Here is a 16,982-nt window from a genome sequence, read left to right on the forward strand (position 1 = left end):
TCCAAGTCAGGCGGCGGGGACGTCGCGGTATTCGAGGGCGAGCGGCGAGGGGCCGGTCAGCTTGACGCGCTGGGTGGGGGCCAGGCTCAGGGTGGCGCCCACCACGTCGGGCTGGATCGGTAATTCGCGGGCATTGACGTCCAGCAGGCAGACCAGGGTCACACTGGCGGGACGGCCATAGTCGAAGAGTTCGTTGAGCGCCGCGCGCACGGTGCGACCGCTCATCAGCACATCGTCCACCAGCACCAGGTGGCGACCGTCGATCTCGAACGGCAGGGCCGAGGGGCGCACCTGCGGGTGCAGGCCCTTCTGGGTGAAGTCGTCGCGGTAGAAGGAGACGTCCAGGCTGCCCAGCGGGGTGTCCAGGCCGAGTTCGGCCAGCAGGGCCTCGGCGACCCAAAGGCCGCCGGTGTGGATGCCGACGAAGCCGGGATCGGTGATGCCACGGCGATCCAGCGACAGACGTAGGTCGGCGGCCAGCCGCGGCAGGAGCTCGGCGGGAGAGGGCAGGTGCATGGCTACTCCGATTGCGGGCGCGCGGCCCGTTCCAGTTGTTGGGTCAGCCAGCCTTCCAGGAGGAGGGCGGCGGCGAGGGCGTCCACCGGGCGTTCGCGATAACCGTCGCGCTGACCGCCCTGCAGGCGCTCGCCCTTGGCGGCATAGGTGGTGAGGCGCTCGTCATGGGTATGCACGGGCAGGCCGTAGCGCCCCTGCAGGCGGCGGGCGAAACGTTCGGCGCGCTCGCTCATCTCGCTGGGCGTGCCGTCCATGTTCAGTGGCAGACCGACCACCAGGGCGGTGGGACGCCACTCGTCCAGCAGGCGCTGGATCTGCTGCCAGTCGGGTACGCCGTTCTGCGCCTTGAGGGTGAGCAGTTCACGGGCCTGGCCGGTCACGGCCTGGCCGACGGCGACGCCGATCTGTCGGGTGCCGTAGTCGAAGCCCAGATAGAGACCGCTGGGCGCACTCATGCGTGACCCGCCTGGCGCGAGAGCAGGCGCAGGTCGACCCCCAGCAGGGCGGCGGCCGCGCCGAGGCGCTGCTCGCTCGGCGTCTCGAACAGCAGGGCGCTGGTGGCCGGGGTGGTGAGCCAGAGATTGGCGGCCAGTTCTTCTTCCAGTTGGCCGGGCCCCCAGCCGCTGTAGCCCAGGGTGATCAGGTGGCGAGTCGGGCCGTTGCCGTCGGAGAGGGCGAAGAGCACGTCCGGCGAGGTGGTCAGGCTGAGGGCTTTGAGTTCCAGGGTGTTCTGGAACACCGGGCCGGCGTCGTGCAGCACGAAGCCGCGATCGGTCTGTACCGGGCCGCCGGCATAGAGCTCGACCCGGGCATCTTCCTGGGTGGCCGGTATCTCGGGACGCAGCTGTTCGAGCAGGTCGTCCAGGTGCAGGCCATTGGGGCGGTTGATCACCAGGCCCATGGCGCCATCCGGACCGTGGTCGACGAGGTAGATCACCGTCTCGGCGAAATTGGGATCGTCCATCTGCGGCATGGCGATCAGGAGCTGGTGCTGTAGGGTGGTGCTGGAGGTCGGCTTCATGACCGGCAAGTTTCCCGGTTGCGCGGTCCGGCTTCAAGTCCAACGGCGTCCCGGACTATTGACTGGACAGGCGGTCGCCACGCTCGAAGCGCCAGGTGCGGATGATCTCCAGCCGGTCGATGTCGGCCAGGTCGCCGCTGAAGGGGGCGAAGGGCGCCGCCAGCCGGACGATGCGCAGCGCCGCCTGATCGAGTACCGGGCGTCCCGAGGATTCCAGAACCTGGACCTCGTAGAGCGAGCCGTCCTTGTTGATGGCCACCAGCAGACGCAGGCTGCCGTAGAGCCGGTCGCGCTTGGCCTGCTCGGGGTAGTTGAGATTGCCGATGCGTTCGATCTTGCGCCGCCATTCTTCCTTGTAGCGGGCGCCCTTGTCCTTTTGCGTCGAGGCGGCGTTGATCCGCCAGATCTTCGGCCGCTTGGCATATTGCTGGCGCTCCTCGGCGAGTTGGGCTTCCAGGCTGGCGAGTTCGGCGGCCTGGCTGTCGGACTCGGGGCTGGGCGCATCGCGCTGCTCCCGCTCCGGCGTTTCGCGACTGGGTTCGGCCTTGGTGGGGCGCGCGGCGCGGGTGGTCACCGCGGCCTTGGGCGCCTGGGCGCGATCCGCCGCCGGCGGGCGAGCCGGGGGCGCGGCCTGGCGGATCTCGCTGTCGTGGAAGGGCGCCTGCACCGGGGTGCTCGGCGCTGCCGCCTTGTCCAGCGTACCGCTGCCCTGCTGGTTTTCCTGGGCGAGGAAGTCGGCCTGCTTGGGTGCCTCGTCGCTCTTGAAGCTGGCCAGCGTCACCTCCAGGGTGCGACTGATCTGGGTAGGCTCGGGCAGCGAGAAGCCGACGCCGAGAATCAGCACGACGTGCAGCAGGGTCGCGATGAGCAGCGTGAAGCCCAGGCGGTCGGCGGGACGAACCTGGGCGGCGGGGGAGGAGGCGGTGCTGGGCATTGACTGGGTCGGCAAGGGCAGAGGACGCGCGGCAGGGCTGGCGCCAGTCTGCGGATTGTGTCCGCGGTTGTCCATGCCGCCACGGGCGGCATGGACGCGCGCCTCAGCCCGCGCGTTGCTGCGCGATCACGTCCATCAGACGCTCGGCGATGCGGGTGTCGTAGGCCGCATCGATCTCGCGGATGCAGGTCGGGCTGGTGACGTTGATCTCGGTCAGGTGCTCGCCGATCACGTCCAGACCGACGAAGAGCAGGCCGCGCCTGCGCAATTCCGGGCCCACCGTCGCGGCGATCTCGCGATCCCGTGCCGACAGCGGCTGGGCGACGCCGCGGCCACCGGCGGCCAGGTTGCCGCGGGTCTCGCCCTGGGCCGGAATGCGCGCCAGGCAATAGTCCACGGGTACGCCGTCGATCATCAGGATGCGCTTGTCACCGTCCTTGATGCCGGGCAGATAGCGCTGGGCGATGATCTGCTGGGTACCGTGGGCGGTCAGGGTCTCGAGGATCACCGAGAGGTTGGGATCGCCTTCGCGGTGACGGAACACCGAGCTGCCGCCCATGCCGTCCAGCGGCTTGAGGATGACGTCGCCGTGGGTGCGGGCGAATTCGCGGATGATGTCGGCGCGACGGCTGACCAGGGTCGGCGGCGCCAGCTCGGGAAACAGGGTGGCGAAGAACTTCTCGTTGCAGTCGCGCAGGCTGGCGGGACGGTTGACCACCAGGGTGCCGCCACGCTCGGCCTGCTCCAGCAGGTAGGTGGCATAGACGAATTCGTTGTCGAAGGGCGGATCCTTGCGCATCAGGATCACGTCCAGCTCGCGCAGGGGCAGGTCGACGTCTTCGCCAAAGGCGAACCACCGCTCCGGATCCTGGAACACGTCCAGCTGCCGGCCACGGCCGCGGGCCTCGCCATCGACCTGGTACAGGTCCTGCATCTCGAAATAGTGCAGGCTCCAGCCGCGCGCCTTGGCCGCCCACAGCATGGCCATGGAGCTGTCCTTCTTATAGGAGATGCGTTCGATGGGATCCATGACGATCCCCAGACGGATGCTCATTGACGCTAGACCTCGGTTCTACGTGGGCGAGGCGTCAGAGGATAGCCCTTCGATCCCCTTCAGTGCCAATGCTTGCGCGATCGTCGTGGCGGGCGGGCCGGTGGTCCGCCACCAGGGGATCTGCGTGGTACGTCACGGTATTGTGTGCTACAAAGAGGCGCCGCCAAAGTGCCCGGATCGACATCATTCACGTTGCATCGACGATGAGCTGGTAGCTTGAACATGGAACAGTATTCGGAAGGGCTGAAGGTCATGGTGATCGACGACTCGAAGACGATTCGTCGGACCGCCGAGACCCTGCTCAAGAAAGTTGGCTGCGAGGTCATCACTGCCATCGATGGATTCGATGCGCTCGCCAAGATCGCCGATAGTCATCCCCACATCATCTTCGTGGACATCATGATGCCGCGACTGGATGGCTATCAGACCTGCGCGCTGATCAAGAACAACAGCGCCTTCCGCGCGACGCCCGTCATCATGCTCTCCTCCCGTGACGGACTCTTCGACAAGGCCAAGGGCCGCATCGTCGGCTCTGACCAGTACCTCACCAAACCCTTCAGCAAAGAAGAGCTGATCGGTGCGATCAAGACCCACGTCCCCAGTTTCACTCCGCTCGAACAAGCGTCCTGAGTGTCCTGAGGCGGGCGATTCTATCTAGTAGGAAATTTTCATGGCTCGAATTCTGATCGTCGACGACTCTCCCACCGAGATGTACAAGCTCACCGCCATGCTGGAAAAGCATGGTCATCAGGTGCTCAAGGCCGAGAACGGCGCCGACGGCGTCGCCCTGGCCCGCCAGGAGAAGCCGGACGCGGTCCTGATGGATATCGTCATGCCCGGCCTCAACGGCTTCCAGGCGACCCGGCAGCTGACCAAGGATGCCGAGACCAGCCATATTCCGGTGGTTATCGTCACCACCAAGGACCAGGAAACTGACAAGGTCTGGGGCAAGCGCCAGGGCGCCAAGGACTACCTCACCAAGCCCATCGACGAAGACACCCTGCTGCGCACCCTGGCGGGTGTCCTGCAAGGCTGAGGTCTTTCGTCCGTTTCTCGCGGCAGCGCCCCACTGGGCAGGGAATCCTATGAGCGACGCCACCACGCCCTACGAGCTCTTGCGCCTGATCGATCTGCGCTGCCGCGAGCGGGCAGCCGGTCTGCCGGCGCAACAGGAAAACCAGCGCAGCTGGAGTGGCATCGGTTTTCGCCTCGGTGAATTGCGCTTCGTGATTCCCATGGGCGAGGTCAGCGAGATCCTGCCGGAGCCGCGTTTCACCGCCTTGCCCGGCGTCAAGCCATGGCTCAAGGGCGTGGCCAACGTGCGCGGTCGCCTGCTGCCGATCGCCGACCTGGGGCAATTCCTCGGCGTGAAGATCCAGGCCCTGCGCAAACAGCGGCGGATCCTGATCGTCGACCATGGCGACCTCTTCGTCGGATTGGCGGTTGACGAAGTCCTGGGGATGCAGCATTTCGACATCGAGGCCTATCGCGAGCACGCCGACAGCGTGCCGTCGGGCCTGCACTTCTTTCTGGAAGGGGTCTTCCAACGCGACGTGCCCTGGCTGGTCTGCAGCCCGCGCGCCTTGGTCGAGCATCCCGAGTTCATGGACGTCGCGGCCTAGGTCGCCAGACGTCCGGACGCTGCAAGGCGGATCGGGGTCGGGATGGCAGGAGCCGTCGCCGACGGGTGGGGGTAGGGCACCGAGCACCGGCTTCAAGCGAACCGGTCCGGCGTCCGACAAGGATAGAACTAAAGGAACCAAGGTCCAGGCGGGGGCCGCTGATGAACAAACTCAATACCGGGAAACTCAACGCGTGGGTCGCGGGCATGTTCGTGGTGCTGATCGTCGCGATCGTGCTGCTGTTCGCCAACTTCGCGTACCTGGGCACCCAGACCAACTACGACAACCAGTACCAGGGCCAGGCCACCGAGCTGCGCATCCTCTCGCAGCAGCTGGCCAAGAGCGCCAGTGAGGCCGCCACCGGCAAGGCCGAGGCCTTCAAGGACCTGCGTCAGGCCCGTGCCGAGTTCGAGCGCCGCCTGAACATCCTGCGCAGCGGTGACCCGCAGACCGGCCTGCCGCCTTCGCCGGCGATCCTCGGCCCGCGCCTGGATACCCTGGAATCCCAGTGGGATACCCAGCGCAAGCAGGTCGACACCATGCTCGGCAGCGAGCAGACCGTACTGTCCCTGCACCAGCTGTCCGGCGCCTTGGCCGACACCATTCCCCAGTTGCAGGTCGAGAACGAAGAGATCGTCGACATCCTGATCGAGCGCGGCGCGCCCGCCAGTCAGGTGGTGGTGGCCCAGCGTCAGGCGCTGCTCGCCGAGCGGATCCTCGGTGCCATCAACAAGATCCTCACCGGCGACGAAGCCGCCGTGCAGGCCGCCGACAGCTTTGGCCGCGACGCCAGCCTGTTCGGCCGGGTGCTCAAGGCCATGCGCGAAGGCAATGCCTCCATGGGCATCGCCAAGATCACCGACCCCGAGGCGGTGGGCCGACTCAACGAAGCCAACAAGCTGTTCGAATTCGTCTCCGGCAACGTCGACGAGATTCTCGCCACCTCGCCCGAGCTGCTGCAGATCCGTTCCGCCGTGGGCCTGATCTATCGCGGCTCCCAGGCGCTGCTCGGTTCCGCCTCCGACCTCAGTGGCAGCTATGCCTCCCTGGCCCAGAGTCGCAAGATCAACACCGTGGGCAGCTATCTGCTGGTGTTCATCGCCCTCGGCGCGATCCTCTGCATCGGCTATATCCTGGTCCGCGACACCCGCCGCCGCCTGGCCGAGACCGACGAGAAGAACCAGCGCAACCAGACCGCCATTCTGCGCCTGCTGGACGAGATCGCCGACCTGGCCGACGGTGACCTGACCGTGCAGGCCACGGTGACCGAAGACTTCACCGGCGCCATCGCCGACTCCATCAACTACTCCATCGACCAGCTGCGCGAACTGGTGGAAACCATCAACCAGACCGCCGTCCAGGTGGCCGCCGCCGCCCAGGAGTCCCAGGACACCGCCACGGTGCTGGCCGAGGCCTCGGAACACCAGGCCCAGGAAATCGCCGGGGCTTCCGCGGCGATCAACGAGATGGCCGTGTCCATCGACCAGGTATCCACCAACGCCTCCGAATCCACCGCGGTGGCGGAGCGCTCCGTGGCCATCGCCAACAAGGGCAACCAGGTGGTGCACAACACCATCATCGGCATGGACAGCATTCGCGAGCAGATCCAGGACACCGCCAAGCGGATCAAGCGCCTGGGCGAATCGTCCCAGGAGATCGGTGACATCGTCGGCCTGATCAACGACATCGCCGACCAGACCAACATCCTGGCCCTGAACGCCGCCATCCAGGCCTCCATGGCCGGTGACGCCGGCCGCGGCTTCGCCGTGGTCGCCGACGAGGTCCAGCGCCTCGCCGAGCGTTCCTCGGGAGCCACCAAGCAGATCGAGGCCCTGGTCAAGGCGATCCAGACCGACACCAACGAAGCGGTCATCTCCATGGAGCAGACCACCTCGGAAGTGGTGCGCGGGGCCGCCCTGGCCCAGGACGCCGGTGTGGCCCTGGAAGAGATCGAGAAGGTTTCCCAGAGCCTGGCCGGGCTGATCCAGAACATCTCCAACGCCGCGCGCCAGCAGTCCTCGTCCGCCAGCCACATCTCCAGCACCATGAACGTGATTCAGGAGATCACATCGCAGACCTCGACCGGTACCACCGCCACCGCGCGCAGCATCGGCGAGCTGGCCAAGCTGGCCAGCGAGATGCGGCGCTCGGTCTCGGGCTTCAATCTGCCGAACGAGCAGCCGCTGGGCTGAACACAGCGGCCACATCGCGGTGTGGCGAGGGGGAGACGGCGTGGGGGAGTCGAGTTGGGCGTTGCGCCGTGCTCCCGAGCTGCCGGATGCAGACTTCGAGCGTTGGCGACAGCTGCTGGAAACCCGCGCCGGCATGGTGCTGGACGACCGCCAGCGCAGCTTTCTGCAGATCCAGCTGGCCGCGCGCATGCGCGAACTGGCGATCGCGGACTACGACAGCTACTACCAGGTCGTCTGTGCAGGCATCGGCGGGCGCATCGAATGGGTCCGGCTGCTCGATCGACTGACCATCCAGGCCACCCGCTTCTTTCGCCATCCGCCGTCCTTCGCACTGCTGGAAACCTATGTGAACGAGTTCGCCAAGACCGCCGAGGGCGACAGCCTGACCCTCTGGAGCCTGGGGTGTGCCAGTGGCGAGGAAGCCTTTTCGATGGCCATCAGCACCGCCGAAGTGCTCACGCGGCAGGCGCGCCCGCTGACGTTCGCCCTGACCGGTACCGACATCAGCAGCGAAGCCCTGCGCCAGGCGCGGCAGGGTACCTACAGCCTGCAGCGGCTGGCCGGGGTGCCGGCCGCCCTGCGCGAGCGGTATTTTCGTCCCCGCGGCGACGGCAACTTCGACGTTGCCGCCGGGTTGGCGGAGCGACTGTGCTTTGCGCGGCTCAATGTGCTGGAACTGGGCCAGGCCCCCTTGCAGGGGCTCAACGTCATTTTTTGTCAGAACTTGCTGATTTATTTCCGCCGCTGGCTGCGTCGAGACCTGCTCAACCAGCTGGTCCAGCGGCTTGCACCGGGTGGGCTCTTGGTCCTGGGTGTCGGTGAGGTGAGCAATTGGAGCCACCCGCAACTGACACCCGTCGATCATCCCGAAGTCCTGGCGTTCACCCGCCAGCTGGCCCCCCCGGCATGACAGGAGCCGAGATGATCGATCGACACGACTACGTAGCTCTCGAGTGGGTCAAGGGCGAGATCGCCGAAACCTTGCAGCAGGCCCGCAAGGCGCTCGAGGCGTTCGTCGACAATCCGCACGACCGTAGCCGCCTGGGTTTCTGCCGGACCTATGTGCATCAGGTCTACGGCACCTTGCAGATGGTGGAGTTCTACGGCGCCGCGCTGCTCGCCGAGGAGATGGAGCTGCTGTTGCAGGCTCTTCACGAAGAGCGGGTGAACAGCTCCGACGAGGCGCTGGAAGTGCTGATGCAGGCCATCCTGCAGGTACCGCCCTATCTGGATCGGGTCCTCGAGGCCCGTCGCGATCTGCCTCTGGCCATCCTGCCGCTGCTCAACGACCTGCGTTCGGCGCGCGGCGAGAAGCTGCTCTCCGAGACCAGCCTGTTCTCGCCGGATCTCTCCGCCACGCCGCTGTCGCTGAGCGACGCCGAACTGGCCGATCGCGCCGCGCCGGACTGGCTGCCGCGCCTGCGCAAGTTGCGCCAGGCGCTGCAGGGCGCTCAGGTCGGACTGTTCCGCGACCGCGATGTCCAGCTGCACCTGGATTACCTGCTGCGGGTCTTCGAGCGCCTGGACCAGCTCTGCGCCGGTTCGCCCTTCGGCGCGCTCTGGCCGGTGGCGGCAGGCCTCACCGAGTTGCTGCAGGCCGGCGAGCTGGACAACAGCAGTTCGATCCGCGGCCTGTTGCGGCAACTGGATCGCGAACTCAAGCGGCTCATCAGCGATGGGGTGACCACCCTCAACCAGCCGGCACCGGCCGATCTGCTGAAGAATCTGCTGTTCTACCTGGCCAAGGCGCCGGTGCAGAGTCCGCGCATCGCCGCGCTCAAGGCGCACTATCGCCTCGATGAGGCCCTGCCGGATGCCGAGCTGGTGGGCTTCGAGCGCTCGCGCATCGTCGGTCCGGATCGCGAAGCCATGCGCTCGGTGGTGACCGCGCTGTGCGAAGAGCTGGTGCAGATCAAGGACAGCCTGGACCTGTTCGTGCGCAGCGATCGCCAGCAGCCCGCCAGCCTGCGTGGCCTGCTGGCCCCGCTCAAGCAGATCGCCGATACCCTGGCGGTGCTGGGCTTCGGTCAGCCGCGCAAGGTGGTGCTCGAACAGCACGAAGCCGTCGCCGAACTGGCCGAGGGCGTGCGCGAGGCCAGCGACGCCGCCCTGATGGATATTGCCGGGGCGCTGCTCTATGTCGAAGCCACCCTGGCCGGCATGGTCAGCGGCAACGAGGTGGGCGATGCCGAAGAGAGCCGGCTGCCCACCACCGACATCGATCAGTTGCACCGGGTGGTGGTGCGCGAGGCGCGCAATGGCCTGGAGCAATCCAAGGACGCCATCATCGAGTTCATCGCCTCCCAGTGGAACCATGTCCACCTGGAATCGGTGCCCCTGTTGCTGACCCAGGTCCGTGGCGGCCTGGCGATGATCCCGCTGGAACGGGCCGCGGCCCAGGTGCAGGCGGCCAACGACTACATCTGCCAGCAACTGCTGGGCAAGCAGGCCGTGCCGGACTGGCAGAGCCTGGACACCCTGGCCGACGCCATCACCAGCGTCGAGTACTACCTGGAACGCCTGGCGGAAGATCCCTCCACGCCCCACGACATGATCCTCGACATCGCCGACGAGAGTCTCATCGCCCTCGGCTATCCGCCCAGGGCGGCTGGCGACGGCGAGGCGGCGGCAGCGCCCCTGGCCTCCAGCGAGATCGCGCCGGCCCGGGATCTGCCGGAAGACCAGCCCCTGGTTGCGGAGCCGATGGCCGAAGAGGTGCTGGAACTCATCGCCCTGCCGGTCGAGGAGCCTGTAGCGGCTGGCGAAGCTGCCCCCGACGAACTCGAGCCAATCGCAGCGGAAGCGCCGCTGACCGCCGATCTTCTGGACGCAGACGCAGACGCAGACGCCGAGGGGGCGGATGACGAGCCGCTTGGCGAGACCGCGCCCGCGCACGAGGAACCCCGGGAGCTGCCGGCCGACAGCGAGGCGGACAGCCTGTCGCTGGCGACCGCCGATGCCGATGCGATCGCCGAGGTCTTGGCCGCGCCGGTCAATCCCATCAATCCTCCGGCGGCGCAGGTGCCGCAAGCGCTGCTGCCACCCGCGGCCGACGCCGAGCCGGTCGAGGACGAACTGCGCGAGGTCTTTATCGAAGAGGCCGGCGAGGTCCAGGCGGAGCTGGAACGCTGGCTGCCGATCTGGGAGGCCGAACCCGAGCAGCGCACCGCGCTGAGTGAATTGCGGCGCAATTTTCACACCCTCAAGGGCAGTGGCCGCATGGTCCAGGCACTGGTCATCGGCGAATTGGCCTGGGCCCTGGAAAATCTCTTCAATCGCCGCCTGGACCACAGCGTCGCCCACAGCGCCGCCCTGCAGACGGTGGTCGAGCAGACCTGCGCCCTGCTGCCGGAGCTGGTCGAGGAGTACGCCGAGAATCGGCAGCGGCAGCGCGACGACGTCGACTGGTTGGCCCACGCCGCTCATGCGTTAGCCCGTAACGAAGCCTTGCCCGAGCGTACCCCACCGGGCAGCACAGCCGCCTCCGCGCCGGCGACGCCCCCCGAAGCGGAGGGGCTTGAGCCTGAGGTCGCGGCACCCGTCGCCGCCGAAGCCGATACCCAGCTGCTGGATATCTTCCGCACCGAGGCCCAGGCGCACCTGGAAACCGTGCGCCGCTTTCTCGAGCAGTCCGAAGCCGGCAGTGCCCAGCCGGTCTCCGACAATCTGCTGCGTGCCCTGCACACCCTCAAGGGCAGTGCCCATATGGCAGGCAGCTCGCCGATGGCCGAGCTGGCATCCGCCCTGGAACGGCTGGCCAAGGAATACAAGCTCGCCCATGTCGCCTTCGCCGAATCCGAGTGCGCCTTGCTGGCCCGGGGTGCCGAGTTGCTGGAGCGGCGACTGGGCGAACTCGACGAAGGGGCGCTGGCAACGCCGCTGGCAGGCGCGCCGGAAGTCATCTCGTCCTGCGAAGCGCTGCTGGAGGAGCTGGATCCCCAGTTGCCGCTGCCCGAGGCGCCGCTGCCGGAGCAGCGTGACATCCTGCGGCTGACCGATTTCCTGATGCCGGGAATGGACCTGCTGCTGGAGGCCGATGAGCGCCTGCATGCCTGGCGGACCGGTGGTGACCAGGCGGCCTGCCCGGATCTGCTGGCCGAGCGCCTGAATACCTTTGCCGATGGGGCCGCCCGGGTTGGACTGGCCGATGTCGAGCAACTTGCTGAAGCGCTGCAGGTGGTCTATGCCGCCGCGGCGAGCGGTTCGCTGCCCGCCGACGACGCCTTCTTCCGCGAAACGGCAGAGGCCCAGGAAGCCCTGATCAGCATGCTCAACCAGCTGGCCGGTGGCATGCGGGCCACGCCGAGCGAGGAGCGGATCCAGGGCCTGCGCGGCCTGCTGGCCGGCATTCTCGCCGGGTTGCCCATGGCGGCCACCACCCTGCTGGCCGAGCCCGAACCCGAAGACCTCTTCGATCCGGCAACGGCCACGCCGGTCGCACCCGAGCTGGCGCTGGACGTCGAACTGCCCGCCGAAGCCGAAGCCGAAGCCGAAGCCGAAGCCGAAGCCGAAGCCGAAGCCGAAGCCGAAGCCGAAGCCGAAGCCGAAGCCGAAGCCGAGCCTGATCTGGAGTCGCCGGAGCCGTCGGAAGAGCCGCTGCCGCCGTTGGTGGACAGCGAGCCGGCGGATGCCGTCGCGGTCGAGCCCGAGCCGGTCGATCCGGAGATGCAGCTGATCTTCCTCGAGGAAGCCCAGGACCTGCTGGACAGCGCCGACCGGGCACTGAAGCGTTGGCTGGTGGAGCCGCAGCAGCGCTTCCACCTCGGCACCCTGCAGCGCGATCTGCATACCCTCAAGGGCGGCGCCCATCTCGCCGGGGTGATGCCGGTCGCGCATCTGGCGACGGAGCTGGACGCCATCTATGAAGGCCTGCTCGATGGCCGTCTCGCCGGTGGCGCCGAACTGGCCAACCCCCTGCGTGACGCCCATGGCTGCCTTGCCGCGCAGCTCGAAGAGCTGGCGGCGGGTGACCCGGTGAGTGAGCACGCCGAGCAGGTGGAGCGCCTGCAGCGCATCCGTACCGGTCAGCTCGATGAACGGCCGGGGTCGGACGCCGCCGGGTCTGCCCCGAGCGAGCCCGAGCTCGGCGAAGCTATCGCGGACCAGCCGACGGATGCCGAGTCGCCGCTGTGGGCGCCGCCGCCCCTGGCCGCCGCGCCGGAGGCGGACGAGGGGCCCGACGCCGAGTTGCTGGCCATCTACATCGAAGAGAGTCGCGACCTGCTCGACAGCATGGCGACCTCGCTGCGCGCCTGGGAAGCCGAACCGCACAACAGTCTCGAACTGGAGTCCCTGCTGCGCGACCTGCACACCCTCAAGGGCGGTGCGCGTCTGGCCGAGGTGGATGCCATCGGCGATCTGGCCCATGCCCTGGAGGCCTTCTACGAGGGGCTGGCGCGGGGACGGATCAAGCCCGGTGCCGACCTGGGCAGCCTGCTGCAGCGCTGCCACGACCGCCTGCACGAGCAACTCGAAGTACTGGCCCGGGGGCAGGCCCCGGCGCCGGCCGCCGACCTGGTCGAGGCCTTGCGTGACTACCGCGGCGAGCCGCTGACGGCCAGCGTGACGGCCGCGCCCGTGGTCGCCGCACCGGTCTTCGACGCCGACACCGATGCCGAAATCCTCGAAATCTTCATGGAGGAAGCCCAGGACCTGCTGGTCAGCATGGACGAGGCCCTGGCGGACTGGCCGGCCGCGCCCGACGTGGCGGTGGACGAGTTGCTGCGCTGCCTGCATACCCTCAAGGGGGGGGCGCGCCTGGCCGGTCTGCACGGCCTGGGTGAGCAGGCCCATGACCTGGAACAGCAACTGGCGGAATTGCGCTCGCTCGCCGTGGGGTTGAGCGAGGGCGACCGCGAGCGGATACGCGCTCTGGCGACCCAGGGGGTCGACGGACTGCAGCTGGCGGTGGCTCAGCTGGCACTGCCGGCCGCCGCCCCGGTGCCGGTCGAGCCGGCCGAAGCCGAAGCCGAAGCCGAAGCCGAAGCCGAAGCCGCGATCGCGCCTGAGCGGCCAGCGGCCGCGGACCTGGCCGGGGAGAGCGAGACGCCAGGCCCGGACGCCGAGTCCGTCGTCGCGAGCCCGCTCGCCATATCGCCTGAGCAGGACATCGCGGCACCCGTCATGGTGGCGGCCGAGACGCCAGCGACGGTGGTTGCGCCGTTGCCCTTCGTGCAGCGCCTGCAGCAGGTTCGTCAGCAGGCGGCGCAGCGGCGTTCCTCCCAGGAGCTGGTGCGGGTGCCGGCCGCGTTGCTGGAGCAGCTGGTCAACCTGGCCGGCGAGACCTCGATCTTCCGCGGTCGCGTCGAACAGCAGGTCAGCGACATCGGTACCACCCTCGGCGAGATGGAAGCCACCATCGAGCGGGTCCGCGATCAGCTGCGCCGGCTGGATACCGAGACCCAGGCGCAGATCATCAGTCGCCACCACGAAGACGTGGATCGTGCCGGCTACGAGGATTTCGACCCCCTGGAGCTGGATCGCTATTCCCAGCTGCAGCAGCTGTCCCGGGCGCTGTTCGAATCGGCTTCCGACCTCCTGGATCTGAAGAACACCCTGGGCCAGCGCAATCGCGATGCCGAGACCCTGCTGCTGCAGCAGGCGCGGGTCAACACCGAGTTGCAGGAAAGCCTCATGCAGACCCGCATGGTGCCTTTCGAGCGCATGGTGCCGCGGCTGCACCGGGTGGTACGCCAGGTCAGCGCCGAACTGGACAAGCCGATCGAACTGCGGGTCGGCAACGCCGAAGGCGAGCTGGACCGCACGGTGCTGGAGCGGATCATTCCGCCGCTGGAGCACATGCTGCGCAACGCCATCGACCACGGGGTCGAGGACGCCGCCGGACGCCAGCGCGCCGGCAAGCCGGCCGAGGGCGTGATCAGCCTGGATCTGCGCCGTGAAGGCGGCGACATCATTCTGACCCTGGCCGATGACGGCCGTGGCATCGACCTGGCCGCGGTGCGCCGCAAGGCCATCGAGCGCGGCCTGATGGCGGAAGACGCGCAACTCACCGATCAGGAGCTGCTGCAATTCATCCTCGAATCCGGTTTCTCCACGGCGCCGACCGTCACCCAGATTTCCGGGCGTGGCGTGGGCATGGACGTGGTGCACCAGGAGGTGAAGCAACTCGGCGGCAACATGGACATCCACAGCGTGGCGGGCGAGGGGACGCGCTTCACCATCCGCCTGCCGTTCACCGTGTCGGTGAACCGCGCGCTGATGGTGCATGCCGGCGATGACCTCTATGCCGTGCCGCTGAACACCATCGAGGGCATCGTGCGGGTGACCGCGGCCGATCTCGAGCGCTATTACCGCCCGGGGGCGACGACCTTCGAATATGGCGGCCAGCACTATGACCTGCGCTACCTGGGGCATCTGCTCAACAACGGCCAGCAGCCCAAGCTGAGCGGCCAGAGTCTGCCGCTGCCAGTGGTGCTGGTGCGTTCCGCCGAATACGCGGTGGCCGTGCAGGTGGATGCGGTGGCCGGCTCGCGGGAGATCGTGGTGAAGAGCCTCGGTCCGCAATTCGCCGGGGTACCGGGTCTGTCCGGTGCCACCCTGCTGGGGGACGGGCGCGTGGTGGTGATTCTCGACCTCCTGGCGATGATCCGCAGCCAGGGCGCCAGCGGCGAAGAGCTCGCCCGCCTGGCGCAGGGTCCGGCCACGGTGGCCGAGGTCACCCGGCCGGCGCTGGTCATGGTGGTGGACGATTCGGTCACGGTGCGCAAGGTCACCAGTCGCCTGCTGGAACGCCACGGCATGGAGGTCTTCACCGCCAAGGACGGGGTGGATGCCATCGCCCAGTTGCAGGAGCGGCAGCCGGACATCCTGCTGCTGGACATCGAGATGCCACGCATGGACGGCTTCGAGGTGGCGACCCTGGTGCGCCATGACGCGCGCCTCAAGGACCTACCGATCGTGATGATCACCTCCCGGACCGGGGAAAAGCACCGCGAGCGGGCGCTGAGCCTAGGCGTGAACGAATACCTGGGCAAGCCCTACCAGGAGAGCGAACTCCTGGCCCACATCCATCGGTTGGTCAGGCAAGATGACTGAGATGCACACCGCCCGCGTCGCCATCCTGGCCGACAGTCCGCTGCAGCGCCACGTGCTGCAGCAGGTGCTGGCCGACAATGGCTATCACGTCGTCCTCAACAGCGATCCGGAGCGTTTCGACGAAGCGGCCTGGCCCACGGTAGCGACCGACCTGTGGCTGATCGATCTGAGCCAGACGGAGGAGTCGCCGCTGGTGGACGCACTGCTGGAGGGCGCCGAGGTGCCCATCCTGTTCGGTGAAGGCCAGGCCCCAGAGCGTTTCACCAACCCCTTCACGCAATGGGAGAAGCGCCTGATCGGCAAGCTCAAGCGGCTGATCGGCGATCCGGTGGCGGCGGTCGGCCCGGCGCTGGAGACCCTGCTGCAGGACCAGCCGCGACCGCCGCGCCTGACCCTGCCGGAACCCCTAGCCAATCTGCCGCTGCCAGCCGGCGATCCGGCCCCCGAGGTCTGGTTGCTGGCTGCCTCCCTGGGCGGTCCGGCGGCGGTGAAGGCCTTTCTCGACGCCCTGCCGGGTGGTCTGCCGGTCGGCTTCCTCTATGCCCAGCATATCGGCGACGGCTTTGCCGCCAGCCTGCTGCGCGCGGTCGGCCGGCACAGTCAGTGGCATATCCAGGGCGCGCGCCCGGGTGAGCCGGTGCGCTGCGGCGAGGTGGTGGTGGTGCCGACCCAGCAGGAACTGACCTTTCGCGCCTTAGGTGCCCTGGACATCGTCGAGCGCGCCTGGCCCGAGCCCTATACGCCGTCGATCAGCCAGATGATGCTCAACCTGGCGCAGCACTTCGGCGCGCGCTGCGGGGTCATCGTCTTCAGCGGCATGGGCAACGACGGCACCGCCTCGGCGGCCTATGTGCGGCGTCGCGGTGGCACGCTCTGGACCCAGTCGGCGAGCACCTGCATCGTCCCGAGCATGCCGGAAAGCCTGCGCGAATCGGGTCTCGCGACCCTTACCGCCGATCCCCGCGGCCTGGCCGAAGCCCTGGTGGCGCGCCTGGCCGAGCAGCGAAGCTAAAGGAATTACCCATGTCGACCGCCGCTCCCGCCGAACACCTGACCGGTCTGCTGCTGACCCTGGCCGATCGTACCCTGCTGCTGCCCAACGCGGCGGTCGCCGAGCTGGTGCCCTGCCGCGAGATCCGGCCGCTGCCGGTGCAGCCGGATTGGTGCCTGGGCCAGGTCGCCTGGCGCGATCTGCGCCTGCCGCTGATCAGTTTCGAGGCGCTGTCCAGCGGCAGTGCCGCGCAATTCGATGGCGATCGCCATGCGCGGGTGGCCATCCTCAACGCCCTGGGCGGGCGTGAGCGGGTGCGCTTCCTGGCCCTGCTGATCCGCAGCATTCCGCGCTCGTTGCGCATCACCCCCGAGCTGGTCGCCGCCGAGGTGCCCCTGGCCGCCCTGGAGCTGGGCGCCGTGGCCTACGAAGGCGGCACGGCGCGCATTCCCGATCTGATCGGCGTGGAAGAACGGCTGGCCGCTGCAGGCGTGTTCTAGCGTGGTGCTTCAGACGTTGACTGCACAATTTCGGCGATGATTTTTCGTCCTGGGCGGCGTTGCCACTCCTCGCCATAGCCCTGCTATGACTCGTCGC

The 16,982-nt window shown here is 67.8% G+C and carries 13 protein-coding genes; 8 read left to right on the plus strand and 5 right to left on the minus strand.

The genetic code is table 11. From position 1 onward, the window contains the following. Positions 1-6: 6 nt before the first annotated feature. The 5 genes from pyrR to gshB all read right to left on the minus strand — a co-directional run bounded on the left by pyrR (position 7) and on the right by gshB (position 3,525). A complete protein-coding gene (gene pyrR, locus QE393_RS00895) occupies positions 7-516 on the minus strand; it encodes a bifunctional pyr operon transcriptional regulator/uracil phosphoribosyltransferase PyrR (protein ID WP_158893599.1) in 510 nt (169 codons plus the stop codon). Between the two features lie 2 nt (positions 517-518). Next, a complete protein-coding gene (ruvX, locus tag QE393_RS00900) occupies positions 519-971 on the minus strand; it encodes a Holliday junction resolvase RuvX (protein WP_007161675.1) in 453 nt (150 codons plus the stop codon). Next, complete coding sequence (locus QE393_RS00905) at positions 968-1,537, minus strand: YqgE/AlgH family protein (RefSeq protein WP_273810120.1); 570 nt, start codon at positions 1,535-1,537, stop codon at positions 968-970. Before QE393_RS00905 ends, ruvX begins: the two co-directional genes overlap by 4 nt. A 55-nt stretch (positions 1,538-1,592) precedes the next feature. Beyond that, positions 1,593-2,471 (minus strand): energy transducer TonB, encoded by an 879-nt coding sequence (locus QE393_RS00910; RefSeq protein WP_183633636.1) that lies wholly within the window; start codon positions 2,469-2,471, stop codon positions 1,593-1,595. 103 nt (positions 2,472-2,574) lie between these two features. Next, complete coding sequence (gene gshB, locus QE393_RS00915) at positions 2,575-3,525, minus strand: glutathione synthase (protein ID WP_310041642.1); 951 nt, start codon at positions 3,523-3,525, stop codon at positions 2,575-2,577. Between the two features lie 222 nt (positions 3,526-3,747). On the opposite strand from gshB, the gene pilG reads away from it, so the two are divergent. The 8 genes from pilG to QE393_RS00955 all read left to right on the plus strand — a co-directional run bounded on the left by pilG (position 3,748) and on the right by QE393_RS00955 (position 16,885). Continuing rightward, positions 3,748-4,155: a twitching motility response regulator PilG gene (gene pilG, locus QE393_RS00920; protein WP_007161679.1), complete on the plus strand. Its 408-nt coding sequence runs from the start codon at positions 3,748-3,750 to the stop codon at positions 4,153-4,155. A 40-nt stretch (positions 4,156-4,195) separates the two neighbouring features. Then, entirely contained in the window at positions 4,196-4,561 is a 366-nt protein-coding gene (pilH, locus tag QE393_RS00925) for a twitching motility response regulator PilH (RefSeq protein WP_007161680.1), read from the plus strand. Between the two features lie 49 nt (positions 4,562-4,610). Next, positions 4,611-5,147 carry a chemotaxis protein CheW gene (locus tag QE393_RS00930; RefSeq protein ID WP_133861446.1) on the plus strand — a complete coding sequence of 179 codons (537 nt, stop codon included), beginning with the start codon at positions 4,611-4,613 and terminating at the stop codon, positions 5,145-5,147. Positions 5,148-5,308: 161 nt separating this feature from the next. Further along, on the plus strand, positions 5,309-7,339 hold the full coding sequence (locus QE393_RS00935; RefSeq protein ID WP_273810108.1) for a methyl-accepting chemotaxis protein: 2,031 nt from the start codon (positions 5,309-5,311) through the stop codon (positions 7,337-7,339). Between the two features lie 61 nt (positions 7,340-7,400). After that, the gene (locus QE393_RS00940; protein ID WP_273810107.1) at positions 7,401-8,249 is read left to right on the plus strand and encodes a protein-glutamate O-methyltransferase CheR; all 849 of its coding nucleotides are present in this window, start codon (positions 7,401-7,403) and stop codon (positions 8,247-8,249) included. 11 nt (positions 8,250-8,260) lie between these two features. After that, on the plus strand, positions 8,261-15,394 hold the full coding sequence (locus QE393_RS00945) for an Hpt domain-containing protein (RefSeq protein WP_310041645.1): 7,134 nt from the start codon (positions 8,261-8,263) through the stop codon (positions 15,392-15,394). Continuing rightward, entirely contained in the window at positions 15,387-16,406 is a 1,020-nt protein-coding gene (locus tag QE393_RS00950; protein ID WP_310041648.1) for a chemotaxis protein CheB, read from the plus strand. The genes QE393_RS00945 and QE393_RS00950 overlap by 8 nt, the downstream gene beginning before the upstream one ends. A gap of 11 nt (positions 16,407-16,417) precedes the next feature. After that, positions 16,418-16,885: a chemotaxis protein CheW gene (locus QE393_RS00955; RefSeq protein WP_007161686.1), complete on the plus strand. Its 468-nt coding sequence runs from the start codon at positions 16,418-16,420 to the stop codon at positions 16,883-16,885. Positions 16,886-16,982 lie beyond the last annotated feature (97 nt).

The sequence above is a fragment of the Pseudomonas sp. SORGH_AS_0211 genome, from assembly GCF_031453455.1.
Lineage (GTDB): Bacteria > Pseudomonadota > Gammaproteobacteria > Pseudomonadales > Pseudomonadaceae > Chryseomonas > Chryseomonas aestiva.